This is a genomic window from Blastococcus sp. SYSU D00813, from assembly GCF_054050735.1.
Map to the genome: position 1 here is coordinate 38,061 of NZ_JBJGZX010000011.1, position 16,805 is coordinate 54,865.

Genomic DNA, 16,805 nt, shown 5'->3' on the forward strand with positions numbered 1-16,805 from the left:
GCGCGGGCCGACATCCGCCCGATCCGGGGACACCGGGACCGGTCAGGAGCCGACGAGCGCCCGGTGCAGGACGGCGATGAGCTCGGTGCGGGTGATGATCCCGACCAGCCGGCCGTCGTCGTCGACCACCGGCAGGTTGCGCAGTCCCCGGTCGGTCATGAGCTCGACCAGCTCGGCGACCGGGGTGTCCGCGCGGACGGTGGTCACCGGGGTCGTCATCACCCGCTCCACCGGGTCGAACTCGACGATGTCGCGGTTGAACAGGTCGAACACGGTGATGATCCCGACGACGCGGTTGTCGTCGTCGACCACCGGCACCGCCTTGACGTGGTGCTGGTTGATCACCATCCGCGCCCGGTAGAGGGTGTCGCGGGGCCGGACGCTGATCACGTCGCGGGCCATCAGGGTGCCGACCTGCAGGCTGCCCAGCCGGCGGTCGAGCGCGTGCGCCTCGGCGTCCCGGATCAGCGCCACGACGTCGCCGGGGAGCACGTCGAGGCCGCGGTCCAGCCGCGCGATGGCGCGGGTGACGTCCTCGGTGGAGACGCCGACCCGCTCGCTGGGCGCCGGGTCGGTGCCCTGCGCGGGAGGGGGCGGCGGGGGCACGTGCGGGTAGGGCCGGCCGGTCAGGTTGTTCACCAGCGCCCCGACGAGGAGGAGCACCACGGTGTTCACCCCGACCGGGAGGACGGCGAACGCGTACCCCTGCTCGGCGACCGCCGACCCGCCCACCGCGGCGAACAGCGCGCACGCGCCGCCCGGCGGGTGCACGCAGCGCAGCAGCATCATCACGGCGATGGCGGCGCCGACGGCGACCGCGGCGGCGAGGGTGACGTCGTCGAGGAGCTTGCCGGCGGTGACCCCCACGAGCGTGGAGACGACGTTGCCGACCAGCAGCGACCACGGCTGGGCCAGCGGGCTGGCCGGGGCGGCGAACAGCAGCACGGCGGTGGCGCCCATCGGGGCGACGATGAACGGCAGCGCCTCCGGGCCGCCGGGCAGCACCCGGGCAGCCAGCGCGGCGACCGCGATGCCGACGAGCGCGCCGAGCCCGCCGCGGGCCAGGTCGAACGGCCGGTAGCCCACCGGTCCGGGGCGCAGCGAGGCCAGCCAGGCCCGGCGATCGGCGTACACCCGTCGTCCTCCCCCGACGGCTCCGTCGCCGTCGACCCGGGGACCCTAGCCCGCCGCGACCGCCCGGACGGGCCGCGGCGCCTCACCCGTTCGGGTCGCTCCGGCGCCGCGCCGGCTGCGGCCGTGCCCGGGGACTGCCGACCCTGCGGTCATGACCGCTGTCCTCCCCCGCACCACCGGCCGGCACCGCGCTCCCGAGACCGCTCCCGAGCCGGGCACGGCCTCGGCCGGCGAGCTCCTGTGGGCGCCCGCGGCCGACTTCCGCGCGGCCTGGGCGCGTGGCCGGCACGCCGCCCCCGAGCCCTCCGGGCGGCACGCGGCCGCCGAGGACGGCGCGTTCGACTGGCTGGGTTCCGCTCCCGCGGCGGGCTGACCGCCGCCGTGCTGCGGTTCAGCGTCCCCCGAGCGCCGCGGCGACCACCGGGACCAGGGCCGCGAAGGCCTGCGCCCGGTGGCTCCTCGCGTCCTTCTCCGCAGGGGCGAGCTCGGCGCTGGTGAGCTCCAGCCCGTCCGGGACGAACACGGGGTCGTAGCCGAAGCCGTTCGTGCCCCGCTCCTCGCGGACGACCCGGCCGCGCCACTCGCGCTGCACGACCTCCTCGCCGCCCTCGGGCGTCACCAGCGCGGCCGCGCACACGAAGGCCGCGCCGCGCCGCTCGTCGGGCACGTCGGCGAGCTGCGCGAGCAGCAGCGCGGTGTTGGCGCGGTCGTCGCCGTGCCGCCCCGACCAGCGCGCCGAGAGGATGCCGGGCATCCCGTTGAGCGCGTCGACGGCGATGCCCGAGTCGTCGGCCACCGCGGGCAGGCCCGTGTACCGGACCGCCTCCCGCGCCTTGAGCAGCGCGTTCTCCGCGAACGTGGCACCGGTCTCGGGGGCCTCCGGGTACTCCGGCACGTCGCGCAGCCCGACGACCTCCACCCCCGGGACGGCACCGGCGAGGAGCCGCTGCAGCTCGGCCAGCTTCCCGGCGTTTCGCGTGGCCAGGACCAGCCGGGTGCTCATGCCGACAGCGCCCGCTGCTGGACCGCGGTGAGCTCCGCGCAGCCGGCGACGGCGAGGTCGAGCAGCGCGTCGAGCGTCGGGCGGTCGAACACCGCTCCCTCCGCCGTCCCCTGCACCTCGACGAACCCGCCGGCGCCGGTGCAGACGACGTTCATGTCCGTGCCGGCCCGCACGTCCTCCTCGTAGGCGAGGTCCAGGCGCGGCTCGCCGTCGATCACGCCGACGCTGACCGCCGCCACCGAGTCCACGAGGGGCTTCGGCCTGGCCAGCTTCCGCCGCTCCCCCAGCCAGGAGACGGCGTCGGCGAGGGCCACGTACGCGCCGGTGATCGCCGCCGTGCGGGTGCCGCCGTCGGCCTGCAGCACGTCGCAGTCGATGGCGATGCTGTTCTCCCCCAGCGCGCCGAGGTCGACGGCGGCGCGCAGCGACCGGCCGATCAGCCGGCTGATCTCGTGGGTGCGCCCGCCGATGCGGCCCTTGACCGACTCCCGGTCGCCGCGGGTGTGCGTGGCGCGCGGGAGCATCGCGTACTCCGCGGTCACCCAGCCCAGGCCCGAGCCCTTGCGCCAGCGCGGCACGCCCTCGGTGACGCTGGCCGCGCACAGCACGCGGGTGCGGCCGAACTCCACGAGCACCGAGCCCTCGGCGTGGTCGAGCCAGTGGCGGGTGATGGTCACCGGCCGCAGCTGGTCGGCGGTACGGCCGTCGGGGCGGGGCTTGGGGCTCTGCGGGGCGGGGCTCACGTGCGCCGACAGTAGTGCGCGGCCCGCGCGGCGCGCCCGGCTCGACCGGCCCGCGGCGGCCGGCCACGGCAGGATCGGCGCATGCGATCCGAGCTGCGCTCCGTCCGGACCGGCGGGGTGCCCGCCGTCGTCGACCTGACCGACGAGTGCGCCGAGTTCGTCTCGGGCGAGGCCGACGGGCTGCTCCAGGTCTTCGTCCCGCACGCGACCGCCGGCGTGGCGATCATCGAGACCGGGTCGGGCAGCGACCCGGACCTGCTCGCCCAGCTGGACGTCCTGCTGCCCCGCGACGACCGCTGGCGGCACCGGCACGGCAGCCCTGGCCACGGCCGCGACCACGTGCTGCCGGCGTTCGTCCCGCCGCACGCCACCGTGCCGGTGCTGGAGGGCCGCCTGCAGCTGGGCACGTGGCAGCGGATCTGCCTGGTCGACACCAACCAGGACAACCCGCAGCGGCACGTGCGGCTGTCGTTCCTCGCCGGCTGACTCCCCCGGCCGCCCGGCACCGGCGGCACCTGCCCGGCATGGAGCCGCCGGCCCCGGCACGGCAGGATGCGCGGCATGACCGACACCGCCGCCACTCAGGACGCAGCCCCCGTCCGCCTCTCCCCCGGTGACCCGGCGCCGGACTTCACGCTGCCCGACGCCGACGGCAACCCGGTCTCGCTGTCGTCGTACCGCGGCCGCCGGGTGGTCGTGTACGCCTACCCGGCCGCGCTGACGCCGGGCTGCACGACCCAGGCGGTCGACTTCACCGCGGCGGCCGGCGAGCTGGCCGAGGCGGGGCTGGACATCATCGGCATCTCACCCGACCCGCCGGCCAAGCTGCTGCGCTTCCGCGAGAAGGAGCAGCTGGGCATCACCCTGGTCTCCGACGTCGACAAGTCGGTGCTGACCGCCTACGGCGCCTTCGGGCCGAAGAAGCTGTACGGCAAGGAGGTCATCGGGGTCATCCGGTCGACCTTCGTCGTCGACGCCGAGGGCCGCATCGAGAAGGCCGCCTACAACGTCAAGGCCACCGGCCACGTCGCCAAGCTCCGCCGGGACCTCGGACTGGGCTGACCCGCCGCCCCGTCCCCCCGACGCCCCGCCCGGCCCGTGCCGGACGGGGCGTCGTGCCGTTCGGGGGCGGTCCGGGGCCGGTCCGGGCGTCCCGGGCGGGGCGTCCCGAGTGATCGGGACGGCGGTCCCTCGTGCTCGGGTCACGCGGAACGCGAGAGTCCGGGAGACGAGATCACCGACTCCGCAGGGGAGACACCCGAGATGCGCCGCACCACCCTGACCACCCGCCTGCTCGCCGCGGGCTGCCTCGCCGCCGCGCTGGCCGCCACCGGCTGCAGCGCCGACGACACCGACGACAACACCACCCCCGCCTCCGGCGACAGCACCGCGGCCGAGGGCCAGGACGCCGACCTGGCGGCCTTCTGCCAGGGGGTCGTCGACTACGACGCCACCCCGAAGCCGATGGGCGGCGAGACCGGTGAGCCCAGCGCCGAGGACGTCGCCGCGTACGGCGAGGCCCTGGCCGAGCCCGTCCAGGCCATCGTGGACAACGCCCCGGACGCGGCCGCGGACGCCGCCGCCACGCTCCACCACCTGCAGCAGCAGCTGGCCGGCGGGGACGCCGCCGGCCTGTTCGAGCCCGACGCGGTCGAGGCCGTCGGGGTCATCCAGACCGCCGTCGCCGACGAGTGCGGCCACACGGCCGTGACCGTCACCGCCGTCGACTACAACTTCGAGGGCATCCCGGCCGAGCTCCCGGCCGGCGTCACCACCTTCGTGATGCCGAACGAGACGACCGCCGACGAGGAGCACGTGATGCTCATCGCCCGGGTGGCCGACGGGCAGACCCTGACGCCCGAGGAGTTCGTCGCCGACCCGGAGGGCTCCTTCGCGAAGATCGAGCTGCTGGGCGAGACGTACGCCCCGGCCGGCGCCACCGGCGGGGTGACCCTCGACCTGCCGGCCGGCGAGTACCTGCTCATCTGCCCGGTCGCCCACGACGAGGCCAGCCCGCCGCACTTCATGCTGGGCATGATCGCGGCCGTCACCGTCGCGTGACCCCGCGTGCCCCCGCGGGGACCGGTCCGGCCGGTCCCCGCGGACGGCACCCCGGCGTCCTGAGCCGGCGGGCCCTGCTCGGCGGGGCCCTCGCGGCGCTGTCGCTGCCGGTGCTGTCCGCGTGCACCGGCGGTCCGGCCCGGCCGGCCGCGTCGTCGTCGCCGTCCCCGCAGCGCCCTGCCCCCGCGCTCGCCGAGGACGGCACCCCGCTGGTCCCCGTCCCGCCGCTGGCCCCCTCGACCGTGGACCCCGACGGGGTCCGGGTCTTCCGGCTCCGGGCCCAGGCCGGCACCACCGAGTTCCGCCCCGGCACCCCCACCCCCACCTGCGGCTACGAGGGCGCCCACCTGGGCCCGACGCTGCGGGCGCGGCGAGGGGAGACGGTGCGGGTCGAGGTGGTCAACGAGCTCCTCGAGGACACCACGCTGCACTGGCACGGCATGGAGCTGCCCGGCGCCGCCGACGGCGGCCCGCACGCGGCGATCCTGCCCGGCGGCTCCTCCTGGCCGACCTGGACCCTCGCGCAGCCGGCGGCCACCTGCTGGTACCACCCGCACCCGCACGGGGCCACGACCGCGCAGGTGCTGCGCGGCCTGGCCGGCGCGTTCCTCGTCGACGACGACGCCGCGCCCGCGGGGCTGCCGGCCGCCTACGGGGTGGACGACGTCCCGCTGCTCCTGCAGGACACCCCCTTCACCCCCGACGGGCGCATCGACGAGGAGACCCGCACCGCCATCGGTCCGCTCGGGAACGCCGTCCTGGTCAACGGCGTGGCCGGCGGGTGCCTGCCGGTGACCACCACCCGGGTGCGGCTGCGCGTGGTCAACGCCTCCCCGGCCCGGGTGTACGCGCTGGCCGCCGCCGACGGCCGCGAGCTCGCGCTGGTCGGCACCGACGGCGGGCTGCTCGCCGCGCCGGTGCCCGTCCGGTCGGTACGGCTCTCCCCCGGCGAGCGGGCCGAGGTCGTCGTCGCCCTGGCCGCCGGTGAGCGGGTCCCGATGGTCTCCGTGCCGCCGGACCTGGGCCTGCGCCCGCAGCTGGCCGCCCCCTACGGCGCCGCGGAGACCCTGCCGCTGCTGGAGCTGCGGGCCGCCGACGAGCTCACCCCCTCGGCCGAGGTGCCCGCCGTGCTCGCCGACGTCCCCCCGCCGGACCCGGCCGCCGCGACGGCCGAGCGCGCGTTCGAGCTGACGGCCAACCGGGTCAACGGTCGGGCCCACGACCCCGCGCGCATCGACCTGCGGGTGCCGCTGGGCGCCGCCGAGGTGTGGACGGTGACCAGCGCCCACGAGCAGCCGCACAGTTTCCACCCGCACGGCGTCCGCTTCCGGGTGCTGTCGGTCGCCGGGGCGGCGCCACCGCCGGAGCTCGCCGGCTGGAAGGACACCGTCTACGTGCCGCCGCGCACCCCGCTGCGGCTGCTGGTGCACTTCGCCCAGCCGGCCGACGAGCGGACTCCGTTCATGTACCACTGCCACGTCCTGTGGCACGAGGACCAGGGGATGATGGGTCAGTTCGTGGTCGGGCCCGCGACCTGAGCGTCTCCGCCGGCCGCCGGGGAGGGGTCGGTGGTCCGTCGCAGCCGCAGCCGGGCGGAGCTCGTGCCGGTGAGCGGGACCGCCCGCCCGGCGGCGGCCAGCCCCTGCTCGGGCACGTCGCTGTAGATCGCCTCGTACTCGCCGGCGCGGACGAGGAAGGTCTCGTGCCAGATGCCGGTGCGGCCCTGGGGGTCGCGGCGGTACCACTCCAGCCAGGTGGGCCGGTGCAGGTCGCCGGGGTCGCGGGCGAAGGCCTCGAGGTGCTCGAAGCTGCGCCAGTACTGGACGATCGTCGAGAACCCCGTGCGGTAGGCCAGCAGCCCCTTCTCCGGGTGCGCCACGAGGTCGGCGAGCATCGCCCCCATCCCGCGCCGGCGGCCGCCGAGGTCGAGGAAGCTGCTCGCCAGCTGCCACGGCCTGTTCAGCCGGGCACCGATCAGCAGGACGACGAAGTCGCCGTCGATCTCCGCGCCGAACCGCCCTCGGTGGACCTGCGTCATGGCCTGCTCCTCGCCGACGGGACCCCCGTGCCGACGGCGATCCTCCCGCTCCGCGCACGGCTCCGGCACCCCCTGCGGTCACGCCGTCCAGGTGCCCGGTCGCGGCTGGCCGCCGGGCGGGTCGGCGTAGCCGGCGTCCCACGGGAAGCGGTCACGGGGGTCGGGCCAGGTGAGCTGGTAGGCGGGGACCGAGAACTCGTCCGGCCGCGAGTACCAGCGGTTGGCGCCGAACAGGATCTCCCCGGGGTTGGGGCACACCTCCACGACCAGCAGGCCCCCGGGCTCGCGGACCAGCACCTCGCCGGGCACCAGGTCACGGCCGCCGGCGACGAGCCCGGCAGCCCACTGGAGCATGCCGTGCCCGACGGCGGCCCCGACGCCCACCACGACGAGCTCGGGGTGGCCGAGGCCGAACAGGCCGATGGTGTAGGCGAAGGGTGGCTGCCCCGGCTCCTCGCCGGGGCCGACGTGCTGCACCGCCCAGCGGTGCTCGCGGATCACGGCGGCGAGGTGGGCGTCCTCCTGGTCGAGCCAGGCGGTGGTCTGCGGGTCGAGGGACGACATGGCCGCAGCCTCGCCGCCGGGGCCGTCGGGACGCCGGCGGCCGGCGGACCGGCTGTGGACGGCGACCGCCCTGTGGACGGCGCGCCGGGACCGTCGGCTAGGTCTGCAGGGGCAGCAGCTCCGCGGCGAACTCGTCGACGAACCGCTCCCAGGACCCGGGGTGGCCGGCCGGGCGGACGACGAACTTGCTCACCCCGCCGTCGACGTGGGCAGAGATGACGCGCCGCAGCTCGTCCCACCCGTGCGGCACGAGCGTGCGGGGGTCGGTGCCCGGCCGCCGGGCCGCGACGGCCGCCAGCAGCCGCTCGTCCGGGCCGTCGAGGGCCACCGGCAGGCTCATGCCGTGGTGGTCCTCGTCGACCGCGCGCCCGGCCTCGGCGGCGGCGTCCCGGATGACGCGGACGGCGTCGGCGGCCTCGGCCGGGGTGAGGAAGCTGCCCAGCCACCCGTCGGCCAGCCGGCCGACCCGGCGCAAGCCGGCCGGCGCGGAGCCGCCCAGCCACAGGTCCAGCGGCCGCTCCGGGAGGAACCCCACCGACGCGTCCTCCACCTGGAAGAACTCCCCCGCGAAGGTCACCCGCGGCTCGGTGAGCAGCCGCCGGAGCAGCACCAGCGACTCGTCCAGCACCGCTCCGCGCCGGCCGGCGGGGACGGGGAACCAGGCCCGCTCCGCCTCGCGCGCCGGCTGCAGCCCGAACACCGGGAGGATCCGCCGCGGTGCCAGCCAGGCCAGCGAGGCGAGCTGCTTGGCGACCAGCACCGGGTGGCGGCCGGGCAGCACGCTGACGCCCGTGCCGAGCTTGAGCCGGCGGGTGCGCGACGCGGCGTGCGCGAGCCCCACCACCGGGTCGACCACGGGCGCGGCGACCTGCTCGGAGAACCACAGCGAGTCGATGCCCGCGGCCTCCAGCCGGTCGACCAGGGCGGGCAGGTCGTCCGACGCCGCCGTCGCCCCCAGCCCCAGTCCGACGCGGACCTTCACGCCTCCTCCGCGGCAGCCCGGGCGCGCGCCCGGCGGCGGCCCTCGTGCATCGCCGCCACCCGCGCCACCGGGATGGTGTGCCCCTCGGCCACCAGGTCGGCCGGCAGCGGCTGCGGCTCCGGCAGCGCCTCGGCCCAGGGGTCGCCCGGCCCGATGAGCTCGGCCGCGGTCCGCACGGTGACCCGGCGCGGGTCGGCGTCGTCCAGGTCGGCCCACGCGACCGGCGTCGAGACCGGCAGGCCGGGCCGGATCCGCGGGCTGTAGGCGGCCACGATCGTCGTCGTCCCCGACCGGGTGGAGTCGACGAACACCCGCCCGTGCCGGTCCTCCTTGATGTAGGCGGTCGTGGCCAGCGCCGGGTCCAGCCGCTCGGTCCGCGCCGCCAGCGCCCGGGTGGCGGCCGCGGCGTCGGCCGGGTCGGCGTCCCGGACCGGGACGACGACGTGCACGCCCTTGGACCCGCTGGTCTTCACCGCGCCGGCCAGGCCGGAGTCCTCGAGCGCGCGCCGCACCAGGTGCGCGGTGCGCACCACGACGTCGAACGCCGCCCCCTCCGGCGGGTCGAGGTCGAGCACGAGGCCGGTGGGGCCGGCGGCCCCGGCCGGCAGGAACGGCACGTGGAACTCCACCGCCCGCTGGTTGGCCAGCCACAGCAGCGTGCGGCGGTCGTCGCACAGCACCTGGTGGATCTCGCGGTGCGTCGAGGCCGACCAGACCGGCACGGTGCGCACCCAGCCGGGGGCGCCCTTGGGCACGTTGCGCTGCATGAACGGCGCCGAGCCCGGCCGCACCCGCATCACCGACAGCGGCCGGCCCGCGAGCAGGGGCACCAGCCGGTCGGCGAAGGCGTCGAGGTGGTCGACCAGGTCGCCCTTGGTCACCTCGAGCCCGTCGCCCAGCGGCGAGTCCAGCGAGGTCTGCCGGACGCCGTCCCGTTCGTCATCGACCACCGGGCCACCGTGCCGCCCCCGGCGGGCACCGGCAAGACGGACCGGCCGTCAGACCTCGTAGGTCGTGCCGGGCCGGACGAGCTCGGCGGCGGCGAAGACGCCGCGGGCGGCCGCCAGCTGCGCGACCGGGTCGACCCAGGCCGGCACGTGGGTCACCAGAAGCCGGCGCACGCCGGCGGTGGCGGCCAGCTCCCCGGCCTGCCGGCCGCTGAGGTGCAGGCCCGGTGGCTGCTCGGGACCGTCGGGGTGCGCGGCCTCGGCCAGCAGCACGTCCGCGCCACCGGCGAGGGCGGCGACGCCCTCGCTGGGGCCGGTGTCGCCGGTGTAGACCAGCGACGAGCCCCCGGCGGTCAACCGGACGGCGTGGCACTCGATCGGGTGCTCGGTCCGGGCCGTGCGCAGCGCGAAGGGGCCCAGCCGGTCGGTCGCCGGCGCGGGCCGGAAGTCGAAGACGTCGGTGAGCGGCTTGCCGCCCTCCTCGCAGATCACCGCGAGGCGCTGGTCGGCGCCGGGCGGCGCGACGAGCGGGATCCGCCGGCCGGAGCTGCGGCCGGACCAGCGGTGCCAGACGACGAAGGGCGCGACGTCCATGCAGTGGTCGGCGTGCAGGTGGCTCAGGTAGACGGCGTCGACGGCGTCGGGGTCCACGATCCCCTGCAGCGGGCCGAAGGCCCCGTTGCCCAGGTCGAGGAGCACCCGGAAGCCGTCGTGCTCGACGAGGTAGCAGGAGGCCGCCGACGCCGGCCCGGGCCCGCTGCCCGAGCAGCCGACGACCGTCAGCCTCACGTCGCGCCCCCGTCTCGCATCCCCATGGCGCGGGCCAGGCTAACCGCCCGCGCGCACCCGCGCGGGGCGGGAGGGCCTGGTCAGGCCCAGAGCTGGCCCTCCAGCGCCGAGGTCGCCTCGTCCAGCGTGCCGGCGTAGGCGCCGGTCGACAGGTACTTCCACCCGCCGTCGCAGACGATGAAGACGATGTCGGCCTTGCGGCCGGCGGCGACCTCCTTGTCGGCGATGCCGAGCGCCGCGTGCAGGATCGCCCCGGTCGAGATCCCGGCGAAGATGCCCTCCCGCTCGACCAGCTGGCGGGTGCGGTGGATGGCGTCCTCGGGGCCGACGCTGAACCGGGAGTCCAGCAGCGACGCGTCGTACAGCTCGGGGATGAAGCCCTCGTCGATGTTGCGCAGGCCGTACACCAGCTCGCCGTAGCGGGGCTCTGCGGCGATCACCTGGACGCCGGGCTTGTGCTCGCGGAAGTAGCGCGAGCAGCCCATGAGGGTGCCGGTGGTGCCCAGGCCCGCCACGAAGTGGGTGATCGAGGGCAGGTCGGCGAGGATCTCCGGCGCCGTCCCGGTGTAGTGCGCCTCGGCGTTGGCCGGGTTGCCGTACTGGTACAGCATCACCCAGTCGTCGTGCTCGGCGGCCAGCTGCTTGGCCATCGCCACGGCCTGGTTGGAGCCGCCCGCGGCCGGCGAGCTGATGATCCGGGCGCCGTACATCTCCAGCAGCTGGCGCCGCTCGACCGAGGTGTTCTCCGGCATCACGCAGATCAGCCGGTAGCCGCGCTGGCGGGCGACCATGGCCAGCGAGATGCCGGTGTTGCCGCTGGTCGGCTCGAGGATCGTGTCCCCCGGCTTCAGCGACCCGTCCTTCTCCGCCGCCTCGATCATCGAGATGGCCGCGCGGTCCTTGATCGACCCGGTCGGGTTGTGGTCCTCGAGCTTGGCCCACAGCCGGACGTCGGGGGTCGGCGACAGCCGCGGCAGCCCGACGAGCGGGGTGCCGCCGAGGGAGTCGACGAGGGAGGCGAAGCGGGCCATGGCAGAGCTCTTCCGGAGGGGGACGGGGCGGAGGGCCGGGCGGAGGGCGGGACGGCGGCGGCTCAGCAGCCGCCGGCGACCGCCGGGAGGATGGTGACCGAGTCGCCGTCCTTGACCTGGGTGTCCAGCGCACCGGTGAAGCGCACGTCCTCGTCGTTGACGTAGACGTTGACGAAGCGGTGCAGCTTGCCCTCCTCGGTGACGAGGCGGTTCTTCAGGCCGGGGTGCTGGCTGTCGAGGTCGTCGACGAGCGCGCCGAGCGTGGCGCCGCTGCCCTCCACGGTCTTGGCCCCACCGGTGTGGGTGCGCAGGATGGTCGGGATCCGGACCTCGATGGCCATGGCGTGCGGTTCTCCTCTGGGGTCGTGCGGGATGCGGGCACCGCTGCACGGCAGCGGGTGTGGTGCGTCAGTGCGGGCAACGCCCGCTCGCCGCCGGGGATTCCGGCGGCCCTCCTGCAGGGGCCCGCGGCGCGCGGAGCGCGTCGTGGGGGGCAGGAGGGTCCTCCGACTTCTCTCAGTCGTAGACGACGGTGGTCGGCGAGTGGCCGAACAGGTAGGACTCGACGACCTCGACGTCCTCCTCGGTCACCTGGCCGTCGACGATCCGGAAGCTGCGGAACTCCACCTCGTCGCCGGCCAGCCCGGTCTGCGCCCCGTGGTGCCGGGTGGAGACCAGCACGTAGTGGGCCTCGGGCTCGGAGGCGTAGCTGATGTCGGTGCGCGAGGGGTAGGCCTCGGTGGCGGTGTGCGAGTGGTAGACGACCACCGGCACCTCGTCGCGGTCGTCCATGTCCCGGTAGAGCCGCAGCAGGTCGCCGGAGTCGAACTCGTAGAACGTCGGCGAGCGCGCCGCGTTGAGCATCGGGATGAACCGCTCGGGGCGGTCACTGCCCTCGGGACCGGCGACGACGCCACAGGCCTCGTCCGGGTGGTCCTCCCGGGCGTGGGCCACGATGGCGTCGTAGGTCGCGCGGTCGATGCGCAGCACGGGCCCAGTCTAGGCGTCCTCCCGGACGGGTCTCCGCCGTCCTCCGGACCGGGGACGCGCCGGACGTGGGCGACACCGCATCCGGTGGCGGGCGTCACGCCGCGCGGCAGGCGTTACGGTCTCGTCTCGTGCTGGTCGACCTCCTCCTGGCCGCCGTGGTGGCGCTGCTCGCGCTGCCGGCGCTGTTCCTGGGCGCCCGCGGGCTGCTCCGGCGGCGCGGCCGGTTCAGCGGCGACCCGGGCACCGACCGCGCCTCGCTGGTCGTCCTGGTGCTGCTGCGCGTGCTGGCCCTGGTCCTGCTGCTGGGGTCGGCCGGGCTGACGCTGCTGTCGACGATCGGCGCGGCGGTCAAGGACGTCGAGCTGCACGGCTTCGTCTACGTGTTCTTCGTCCTCAGCGTGCTGCTCGCGCTGCTGGTGCTGTCTACCTTCGGCCGGCGCGTCCGGAGGCGAGCGAGTCCACGAGCGACCCCTGCACGGCGGTGAGCCAGTAGTAGACGGCCAGCTGCTGGTCGGTCTCGCTCGCGAGCTCGGCGGGCGGCTCGGTGTCGGCGTCGACGCCCAGCCGGGTGCCCAGGGCCAGCCGCAGGTCGTTGGTGGTGCGCAGCCACGCACCGGCCTGGTCGGCGTCCAGCCGCAGCTGCCCGCCCTCGGCCGGCAGGGTGGCGCGCACCGTGGCCAGGTCGTCGGCCTTGCCCGCCACCAGGCTGCTGCGGGTCAGCTCGCGGTACTCGGCGGCCAGCCGCGGGTCGCCGCGGTGCCCCTCGGGCAGCAGCCGGGCGAGGACCTCGTCGCCCTCGACGTCGTCCTCCTCGCCGGTCAGCAGCTGCTCCAGCTGGTCGAGCAGCAACCCGACGATGCCGGCCTCGGCCGGGTCCAGGCGGGCGACGTACTCGTCGCCCTTCCGGCGGAAGGGCCTCATGCGTCCTTCTGGTAACTGGCCCACAGCCCGTAGGCGTGCAGCCGGCTGGTGTCGTGCTCCATCCGCTCGCGCGGGCCGGAGCTGACGATCGCCTTGCCCTCGTGGTGCACCTGCAGCATCAACTCCGTGGCCTTCGCCTCGTCGTAGCCGAACAGCTCCTGGAAGACGTACGTCACGTAGGTCATGAGGTTGACCGGGTCGTCCCAGACGATGGTCACCCAAGGACGGTCGAGGTCGTTCTCCTCCTCGACGACGGTCTCGGGCGACCGTGTCGGCGCGAGCGGTCCGGCCACGGGGGAGAGCTTAGGCGCCCGGCGCCCGACGGGTCAGCGCGCGCGGGCGTGCCTAGGCTCGGCTCCATGCCGACCGGAACCGCCCTGCTCACCGACCGGTACGAGCTGACGATGGTCGCCGCCGCCCTGGCCGACGGCACCGCCGACCGCGACTGCGTCTTCGAGGTCTTCTCCCGCCGGCTGCCCCACGGCCGCCGGTACGGCGTGGTCGCCGGCACCGGCCGGCTGCTGGAGGCGCTGCCCGCGTTCCGGTTCGGCGACGAGGAGCTGGCCACCCTGCGGGCGCAGGGCGTGACCGACGCCCGGCTGCTGGACTGGCTGGCCGACTTCCGGTTCGGCGGGGACGTCGACGGCTACGCCGAGGGCGAGTTCTTCTTCCCCGGCTCCCCCGTGCTCACCGTGCGGGCGTCCTTCGCCGAGGGGGTCCTGCTGGAGACGCTCGTGCTGTCCGTGCTCAACCACGACAGTGCCATCGCCTCGGCCGCGGCGCGCATGGTCGGCGCGGCCTGCGACCGGCCGTGCATCGAGATGGGCTCGCGCCGCACCCACGAGCAGGCCGCCGTCGCCGCGGCCCGGGCCGCCTCGCTGGTCGGGTTCGCCTCCAGCTCCAACCTCGAGGCCGGCCGCCGCTACGGCGTCCCCACCACGGGCACCAGCGCGCACGCCTTCACGCTGCTGCACGACGACGAGGCCTCGGCGTTCCGCGCGCAGGTGGCGACCCTGGGCCCCGGGACGACGCTGCTGGTCGACACCTACGACGTCGAGCAGGGCATCCGCACCGCCGTCGAGGTGGCCGGCCCGGAGCTGGGCGCCATCCGGCTCGACTCCGGGGACCTCCCCACCCTCGCCACCCGGGCGCGTGAGCTGCTGGACTCCCTCGGCGCCACCGGGACCCGGATCATCGTCACCAGCGACCTCGACGAGTACGCGATCGCCGGGCTGATGGCGGCCCCGGTCGACGGCTACGGCGTCGGCACCTCGCTGGTCACCGGGTCGGGGGCGCCGACCGCCGGCATGGTCTACAAGCTGGTCGAGCGGGACGGCGTCCCCGTGGCGAAGCGGTCCGAGGGCAAGAACTCCGTCGGGGGCCGCAAGCACGCCGTCCGCCGGCACGACGCCGGGGGCACCGCGACCGCCGAGGTCGTCTGCGCGCAGCCGATCGAGCCGCAGGACGGCGACCGCGAACTGGTGGTCGAGCTGGTGCGCGGCGGGCGGGTCTGCCGGGAGCTGTCCCCGCCCGACGCGCTGGCCGAGGCCCGCGCCCACCACGAGCGCGTGCGGGCGACCATGCCGGCGGAGGCCTTCGCCCTGTCGCGCGGCGACTGCGCCATCGAGACCATCCACCAGTGACCACCGCCCACGACGGGAGGACCCCATGACCCGCGCCCTGCTGGTGATCGACGTCCAGAACGACTTCTGCGAGGGCGGCAGCCTCGCCGTGCGCGGCGGGGCCGACGTCGCCGCCGCCATCAGCGAGCACGCCCGGACGGCGGCCGGGGACTACGCGCACGTGGTGGCCACCCGCGACCACCACGTCGACCCGGGCGGGCACTTCTCGCCCTCCCCCGACTTCGTCGACAGCTGGCCGGCGCACTGCGTCGTGGGCACCGGCGGCGTGGAGCTGCACCCGCGGCTGGACCGCGGGCCGATCGAGGCGGTGTTCGACAAGGGCGAGTACGCCGCCGCCTACTCCGGCTTCGAGGCCCGCTCCGACGGGACGCCGCTGGCGGAGTGGCTGCGCTCCCGCGGGGTGGACGCCGTCGACGTCGTCGGCATCGCCACCGACCACTGCGTGCGCGCGACCGCGCTGGACGCCGTCGCGGAGGGCTTCGCCACCCGGGTGCTCCTCCCCCTCACCGCCGGTGTCTCCGAGGCGACCACAGAGGCCGCGCTCGACCAGCTCCGCACCGCGGGCGTGGAGCTCGAGGGCGCCGTCCACCGCGCCGGCTGACCCCTACAGCGCGTCGAGGACCTCGTCCCTGGTGAAGCCGAGGACCTGCAGGACGGCGTCCAGGTAGGGCTGGTTCAGGGCCGCGTGCGCCTGCTCGCGGACCACGGGCTTGGCGTTGAACGCGATGCCCAGGCCGGCGGCGTTGAGCATGTCCAGGTCGTTGGCGCCGTCACCGACCGCGACGGTCTGCTCGAGCGGGATGCCGTACTGCCCGGCGAACCGGGCCAGCGCGCGGGCCTTGCCGGCGCGGTCGACGATCTCCCCGACCAGTCCCCCGGTCAGCCGGCCCTCGGCGACCTCCAGGGTGTTGGCCGCCGCGAAGTCCAGGCCCAGGCTCTCGGCCAGCGGGTCGGTGATCTGCGTGAACCCGCCGCTCACGATGCCGCAGCGGAAGCCGAGGCGCTGCAGGGTGCGGATGAGCGTGCGCGCCCCCGGGGTGAGCACCAGCGCCTCGCGGACCTCGTCGAGCACCTCGACGGGCAGCCCGGCCAGCGCCCCGACGCGGGCACGCAGCGACTCGGCGAAGTCCAGCTCCCCGTTCATCGCGGCCGCGGTGATCCGCGCGACCTCGGCGGCGCGGCCGGCGCGGGCGGCCAGCTCGTCGATCACCTCGCCGCGGACCAGCGTGGAGTCCACGTCGAGGACGATCAGCCGCTTGCTGCGCCGCGCCAGGCCGACCTGCTCGACGGCGATGTCGGTGCCGGTCTGGGCGGCCACCTCGGCCAGCACGGTCCGCAGCTCGGTGGCCTCGGCGCCGGAGACGGTGAGCTCGAAGCTAGTGACGGGGACGTCGGAGAGCCGGCGGACGGCGTCGATGTTGGCCCCCGCGCCGGCGATCGCCGCGGCCGCGCCGGCCACGGCGCCCGGGGTGACCGGCCGGCCCAGCAGGATGACGTGGTGCGGCCGGTCCCCGCCCGGGGCCGCGACGTCCGGCCCGGCCGGCTCGACGCCCACCTGCATGCCGGTCTCCTCGGCGACGCGCCCGGCCAGTCCGGCCAGCCGGGACACCAGGGCCGGCTCGTCGCCCTCGCCGTCCGGCGCCGCCACGACGACGCCCAGCACCAGCTGCCCGTGGACCACGACCTGCTCGACGTCGACGACCTCGACCGACGGCAGCCCGTCCCCGGGGGCCGCGAGGGCCGCGAACAGCCGGGCCGTCACGCCGGGGCGGTCGGGGCCGCTGACGGTGAGGACGGCGCCGGGCCGGCGGGCGGTCTTCCGGGCGAGCGTGCGGGGGGCGGGGTCCAGCGACACGCCGTCATCGTGCCGCACCGCCGTCGGCACCCCCGGCACCGGCCCGAGGGCGCCGCCGCAGCATCCGGACACGGCGACGCCCCGCCGGCCGGGGCCGACGGGGC

Annotated in this window: 22 protein-coding genes; 8 read left to right on the forward strand and 14 right to left on the reverse strand. The window is 76.0% G+C overall.

Translation table 11 applies throughout. The annotated features are described in order from the left end of the window. Positions 1-42: 42 nt before the first annotated feature. Positions 43-1,134 carry an HPP family protein gene (locus tag ACI8AX_RS09970; RefSeq protein WP_456549646.1) on the reverse strand — a complete coding sequence of 364 codons (1,092 nt, stop codon included), beginning with the start codon at positions 1,132-1,134 and terminating at the stop codon, positions 43-45. 151 nt (positions 1,135-1,285) lie between these two features. Between ACI8AX_RS09970 and ACI8AX_RS09975 the strand changes: the two genes are divergently transcribed. Beyond that, positions 1,286-1,507, forward strand: a complete 222-nt coding sequence (locus ACI8AX_RS09975) for a hypothetical protein (RefSeq protein ID WP_456549647.1) — start codon at positions 1,286-1,288, stop codon at positions 1,505-1,507. Between the two features lie 18 nt (positions 1,508-1,525). Here the strand turns inward: ACI8AX_RS09975 and rdgB are convergent, their stop codons facing one another. Both rdgB and rph read right to left on the reverse strand, forming a co-directional pair. Continuing rightward, positions 1,526-2,137 carry an RdgB/HAM1 family non-canonical purine NTP pyrophosphatase gene (gene rdgB, locus ACI8AX_RS09980; RefSeq protein ID WP_456549648.1) on the reverse strand — a complete coding sequence of 204 codons (612 nt, stop codon included), beginning with the start codon at positions 2,135-2,137 and terminating at the stop codon, positions 1,526-1,528. After that, a complete protein-coding gene (gene rph / locus ACI8AX_RS09985) occupies positions 2,134-2,880 on the reverse strand; it encodes a ribonuclease PH (protein ID WP_456549649.1) in 747 nt (248 codons plus the stop codon). The genes rdgB and rph overlap by 4 nt, the downstream gene beginning before the upstream one ends. 81 nt (positions 2,881-2,961) lie before the next feature. Here rph and ACI8AX_RS09990 point away from each other — a divergent pair, with 81 nt between their 5' ends. The 4 genes from ACI8AX_RS09990 (at position 2,962) to ACI8AX_RS10005 (ending at position 6,479) form a co-directional block, all read left to right on the forward strand. Continuing rightward, complete coding sequence (locus ACI8AX_RS09990; RefSeq protein ID WP_456549650.1) at positions 2,962-3,366, forward strand: YjbQ family protein; 405 nt, start codon at positions 2,962-2,964, stop codon at positions 3,364-3,366. A gap of 75 nt (positions 3,367-3,441) precedes the next feature. Further along, positions 3,442-3,942: a thioredoxin-dependent thiol peroxidase gene (gene bcp / locus ACI8AX_RS09995; RefSeq protein WP_456549651.1), complete on the forward strand. Its 501-nt coding sequence runs from the start codon at positions 3,442-3,444 to the stop codon at positions 3,940-3,942. A gap of 201 nt (positions 3,943-4,143) precedes the next feature. Further along, positions 4,144-4,941, forward strand: coding sequence for a hypothetical protein (locus tag ACI8AX_RS10000; RefSeq protein ID WP_456549652.1), 798 nt, complete (start codon positions 4,144-4,146; stop codon positions 4,939-4,941). Next, positions 4,938-6,479, forward strand: coding sequence for a multicopper oxidase family protein (locus ACI8AX_RS10005; protein ID WP_456549653.1), 1,542 nt, complete (start codon positions 4,938-4,940; stop codon positions 6,477-6,479). The genes ACI8AX_RS10000 and ACI8AX_RS10005 overlap by 4 nt, the downstream gene beginning before the upstream one ends. On the opposite strand, the gene ACI8AX_RS10010 is transcribed toward ACI8AX_RS10005, so the two are convergent. From ACI8AX_RS10010 to ACI8AX_RS10045, 8 genes are all read right to left on the reverse strand, one after another. Beyond that, on the reverse strand, positions 6,452-6,979 hold the full coding sequence (locus ACI8AX_RS10010; protein WP_456549654.1) for a DUF4188 domain-containing protein: 528 nt from the start codon (positions 6,977-6,979) through the stop codon (positions 6,452-6,454). The two genes, ACI8AX_RS10005 and ACI8AX_RS10010, sit on opposite strands and share 28 nt — an antisense overlap. Positions 6,980-7,057: 78 nt before the next feature. Then, entirely contained in the window at positions 7,058-7,543 is a 486-nt protein-coding gene (locus ACI8AX_RS10015) for a DUF4262 domain-containing protein (protein ID WP_456549655.1), read from the reverse strand. 97 nt (positions 7,544-7,640) lie between these two features. After that, on the reverse strand, positions 7,641-8,525 hold the full coding sequence (locus ACI8AX_RS10020) for a TIGR03854 family LLM class F420-dependent oxidoreductase (RefSeq protein ID WP_456549656.1): 885 nt from the start codon (positions 8,523-8,525) through the stop codon (positions 7,641-7,643). Next, positions 8,522-9,475 (reverse strand): DNA polymerase domain-containing protein, encoded by a 954-nt coding sequence (locus ACI8AX_RS10025; protein ID WP_456549657.1) that lies wholly within the window; start codon positions 9,473-9,475, stop codon positions 8,522-8,524. Before ACI8AX_RS10025 ends, ACI8AX_RS10020 begins: the two co-directional genes overlap by 4 nt. 48 nt (positions 9,476-9,523) lie before the next feature. Then, positions 9,524-10,261: an MBL fold metallo-hydrolase gene (locus tag ACI8AX_RS10030; protein WP_456549658.1), complete on the reverse strand. Its 738-nt coding sequence runs from the start codon at positions 10,259-10,261 to the stop codon at positions 9,524-9,526. 80 nt (positions 10,262-10,341) lie between these two features. Next, positions 10,342-11,292: a PLP-dependent cysteine synthase family protein gene (locus ACI8AX_RS10035; protein ID WP_456549659.1), complete on the reverse strand. Its 951-nt coding sequence runs from the start codon at positions 11,290-11,292 to the stop codon at positions 10,342-10,344. A gap of 62 nt (positions 11,293-11,354) precedes the next feature. Further along, positions 11,355-11,633 carry a ubiquitin-like small modifier protein 1 gene (locus tag ACI8AX_RS10040; protein WP_456549660.1) on the reverse strand — a complete coding sequence of 93 codons (279 nt, stop codon included), beginning with the start codon at positions 11,631-11,633 and terminating at the stop codon, positions 11,355-11,357. A gap of 175 nt (positions 11,634-11,808) precedes the next feature. Further along, positions 11,809-12,282 carry a Mov34/MPN/PAD-1 family protein gene (locus tag ACI8AX_RS10045; protein WP_456549661.1) on the reverse strand — a complete coding sequence of 158 codons (474 nt, stop codon included), beginning with the start codon at positions 12,280-12,282 and terminating at the stop codon, positions 11,809-11,811. Positions 12,283-12,410: 128 nt separating this feature from the next. Here ACI8AX_RS10045 and ACI8AX_RS10050 point away from each other — a divergent pair, with 128 nt between their 5' ends. After that, positions 12,411-12,767, forward strand: coding sequence for a hypothetical protein (locus tag ACI8AX_RS10050; RefSeq protein ID WP_456549662.1), 357 nt, complete (start codon positions 12,411-12,413; stop codon positions 12,765-12,767). Here the strand turns inward: ACI8AX_RS10050 and ACI8AX_RS10055 are convergent. Both ACI8AX_RS10055 and clpS read right to left on the reverse strand, forming a co-directional pair. Next, positions 12,706-13,203 carry a DUF2017 family protein gene (locus ACI8AX_RS10055; RefSeq protein WP_456549663.1) on the reverse strand — a complete coding sequence of 166 codons (498 nt, stop codon included), beginning with the start codon at positions 13,201-13,203 and terminating at the stop codon, positions 12,706-12,708. The two genes, ACI8AX_RS10050 and ACI8AX_RS10055, sit on opposite strands and share 62 nt — an antisense overlap. Then, positions 13,200-13,496 carry an ATP-dependent Clp protease adapter ClpS gene (gene clpS, locus ACI8AX_RS10060; RefSeq protein ID WP_456549664.1) on the reverse strand — a complete coding sequence of 99 codons (297 nt, stop codon included), beginning with the start codon at positions 13,494-13,496 and terminating at the stop codon, positions 13,200-13,202. Before clpS ends, ACI8AX_RS10055 begins: the two co-directional genes overlap by 4 nt. Before the next feature lie 66 nt (positions 13,497-13,562). Here clpS and ACI8AX_RS10065 point away from each other — a divergent pair, with 66 nt between their 5' ends. Beyond that, complete coding sequence (locus ACI8AX_RS10065; RefSeq protein WP_456549665.1) at positions 13,563-14,846, forward strand: nicotinate phosphoribosyltransferase; 1,284 nt, start codon at positions 13,563-13,565, stop codon at positions 14,844-14,846. 25 nt (positions 14,847-14,871) lie between these two features. Further along, positions 14,872-15,447, forward strand: a complete 576-nt coding sequence (locus tag ACI8AX_RS10070) for a nicotinamidase (protein ID WP_456549666.1) — start codon at positions 14,872-14,874, stop codon at positions 15,445-15,447. 3 nt (positions 15,448-15,450) lie between these two features. Here the strand turns inward: ACI8AX_RS10070 and serB are convergent, their stop codons facing one another. Then, on the reverse strand, positions 15,451-16,701 hold the full coding sequence (gene serB, locus ACI8AX_RS10075; RefSeq protein ID WP_456549667.1) for a phosphoserine phosphatase SerB: 1,251 nt from the start codon (positions 16,699-16,701) through the stop codon (positions 15,451-15,453). Positions 16,702-16,805: the final 104 nt, after the last annotated feature.